Genomic DNA, 3,196 nt, shown 5'->3' with positions numbered 1-3,196 from the left:
CATGGCCTGCAGGGCGCGTGATCGACCATTGTGGCGCCAGCTCCCCGATCACTTGGACAAACAGTCCACACGGACCTCAGCGTCGGTCACGGCATGAATGTAGTCCTGCAGAACGATTTGGCTCGCCGGGTGCTCGAAGGCGCACCGTATTGAGCCCGCCGGTCTCTGCAGATATGGCCTGCATCGCGACAACTGAACGGACTGGGGCACGACTGCCACGTCGTGGATCCCTCGCTGATCCCGATGAAGGCCGGGGATCGAGTAAAAACCGACCGGCGCGATGCAGCGGTGCAGGCCAAGGACGGGCTGACGGCTGTGTGGGTCTGGATGCGACGCATGAGGCCATGCGCGAGCCCTCGGATTATGGCGCAGGTTCTGCGATTTCCATTGGTGGGCGATGCAGAGGCAGCCGACATCACGACAAAACTTGGTAGGTTGAACTTGATGGGTCTTTAATACCAAATCATCAAGCGACCTGCCCTCTGATGCTAGACTGCCGTCGGAGGCTAGGCTAGAGGACTGAGATCAACTTGCCGCAACGGCGAGAGGGGGTTAGGCCGCGAACAACTCTTCGGGCGAGTTTAAAAGACGGTGGGCCATACGATGCTCCGTGTTCTCTTTCTGATCGGCTTAACCGTTGCTACCACGACAAGATCGAGCGCACAGGGCGCGGACGCTATTCCATTCTACGTTGACCAAGGTGCAGAGTGGACCGCGACGGCGAGAGCGGACTTCTATGTGCGCGATCAGGGCTCGCGTTTGATCGCGCTCTCCTGGATGCAGGCTCTAAAGCAAAGGAACGGACAACCGTTCCTGGCCGATGGTTTGTCGCGGTACGGCTATCTCCCCAATCCTGGCAACAAGGCCAGTCTTCCCGTCGGCTTTCATGCCTCCGGTCCTGAAGGTTTCCAAATTGTCGGAATGACCTGCTCCGCATGTCATACGCGCCAGATCGAAGTGGAAGGCAATGTGTATCGTGTCGATGGCGGTCCCGGACTCGTGGACTTCTACACGCTGCTTGGTGATTTGGACAAGGCTGTCGGCGATGTGCTTGCTAGCGATGACTCGTTTGCTCCGTTTGCTGCAGCTGTTCTGCAGTCCGCAAATCCCGATACGGCTGATCTTGAGGATCTTCGCCGGCAGGTAGACAGGTGGTACTTGCGGTTTCACACGCTTGTGGTGCGAGCCCTGCCCAAAAGCGGCTGGGGAGTAGGCCGTCTGGATGCTGTCGGGATGATCTTCAACCGGTTATCCGGACTGGACATCGGTCCGCCACCCGATTTCATGATCCCGGAAAACATAAAAACCGCTGACGCTCCCGTGAGATACCCATTCCTTTGGAATGCGCCGCGGCAGGACAAGACGCAATGGCCGGGATTTGCAAAGAACGGAAGTGACATCTTGGGGCTGGCCCGGAACGTTGGCGAGGTTTTAGGGGTGTTCGCTACGTTCGAGCCGAAGCGTCAGGGAGCGGTCATCAATTTCCTCAATGGCAATTCCACCAATTTCGACGGCCTTAGCGAGCTTGAAAACCTCGTGAAGCGAATCGGCCCTCCGAAATGGCCCTGGAAGATTGACGCTGCCTTAGCCATCCGGGGTAAGATGATTTTCGAACGAGGTTCGGATGAAGGGGGATGCAGCGGTTGTCATGGGATTGAATACGGCGAGCAGCGCTTTCCATTCATCAAAACGTGGAGAACCGTGGTCCAGAACGTCGGTACCGATACACGTGAGTACGATGTTCTCGCCTGGAAAGCGAAGACAGGCGTCCTGAACGGAGCGTACATTCCCTTCGCAACCGCTCCTCTTAAGGAAAGGGATCAGGTTCTTAACATTCTCGCGACCTCGGTCACTGGTTCGATCGCAGAACACCTGCTAGCCGGTGGTGCCCCTTCCACCAACGCACGGGTCGCGGCGTCACCAGATCCGGGGTCGTCGGAGACCCCGGAGTCTCTGGGGTTGGTACGACTACCGCCGACCCTGCAGGATCTGGTAACGGCGTTCGACGCTGTCAGCACTTCGGAAGAGATCAAAAAAGCCAAGCGGAAGGGGGCAGAAAAAGCATCGCGCAGTCGACTCCCTCAATGGGGCGCCTACGAGGCCCGCGTTCTGCAGGGCATTTGGGCCGCCGCACCTTATCTTCATAACGGCTCGGTTCCTACCCTAGCGGAATTGCTCAAACCATCCGGGCAGCGCAAATCGCAGTTTAGCATTGGACGGAAGTACGACATCGAAAACGTTGGTCTTGCCGCCGCTCAGGAGCCTCAAAGTGACTCACTATCCGTCACGGATTGTAATGACATCAATTCTGGAAACAGCCGATGCGGCCACGAGTACGGGACGAATTTGAGCGAACAAGACAAAAAGGCGCTGCTCGAATACCTCAAGACGCTGTGACCCACTGCTTCGTTCGCTCTTTGAGCATTCTCAAGAGGTCGATACCCAACGTCGCTCGAAATAAGGCCGTCGGCAAATCCACCTCTGGAGAATCTGGCGAAACTAGGAAGCGAGAACTTTTCGTGGACGGGGTGCGCTTCTGGGTTGATTGTGGAAGCGAATTGCATGGCCGCATCATGAGAGCGAATCTATATCCGGCAGCGTTGTGCAGTTGCCTAATGCCTAGGGGAATACCATGATACGCTTGTTTGTGCTTCTGCTCTTTGCCGTCATATCGGTATCGGCTCACGCGCAGTTGCCCGTCCCCTCCACATGGGTGAATCAAAGGGGCTCGTTTCTCTCGATCCAGATGCTAGACCCGTCAACAGGGAATTTCGCGGGAACGTATGTCAACAACGCGACTGGATTTTCGTGCCGGGGACAGCCTTACCCTGTCGCAGGCGTCGTCACGGCAAACAGAATAGATTTCTACGTCAATTGGACGGCACCCGCGGCCCCAGACTGCAAAACAATCACGATTTGGAATGGTCGTGTAGCTACTAATAAGATTCCAGCTGGGTGGACACTATATTACGTGGGATCGGACTGGCAGTTTCATAAAATGACGGGGCGTGACTTGTTCACGAGGAGGTAGACCAAACTGCTTCAAGTTTGTCGTTCCTAGCAGGGGTGCGCATTCCGACGAAGTCGGCCGTGGATTCCGAGCGAAGCCGGCCGCCTGTACCGATTGTGATCTGAGGCCGGCAAACTGGACCATTTTTGGCTAGAGTTGGCGCTGCGTAAATCCCTCGACTGGGAG

2 protein-coding genes and 1 pseudogene are annotated in these 3,196 nt (G+C 56.5%); all 3 read left to right on the top strand.

What is annotated here, in order from left to right; genetic code table 11:
* Positions 1-157: 157 nt before the first annotated feature.
* Positions 158-353 (top strand): annotated as a pseudogene (locus XI05_RS39700) (IS110 family transposase); the annotation flags it as partial.
* A 250-nt stretch (positions 354-603) separates the two neighbouring features.
* Complete coding sequence (locus XI05_RS09075; protein WP_271500764.1) at positions 604-2,397, top strand: di-heme-cytochrome C peroxidase; 1,794 nt, start codon at positions 604-606, stop codon at positions 2,395-2,397.
* 235 nt (positions 2,398-2,632) lie between these two features.
* Complete coding sequence (locus XI05_RS39695) at positions 2,633-3,031, top strand: avidin/streptavidin family protein (protein ID WP_172789581.1); 399 nt, start codon at positions 2,633-2,635, stop codon at positions 3,029-3,031.
* Positions 3,032-3,196 lie beyond the last annotated feature (165 nt).

It is taken from the genome of Bradyrhizobium sp. CCBAU 11357 (assembly GCF_028128865.1).
Lineage (GTDB): Bacteria > Pseudomonadota > Alphaproteobacteria > Rhizobiales > Xanthobacteraceae > Bradyrhizobium.
This window is presented reverse-complemented; position numbering and strand designations above follow the sequence as displayed.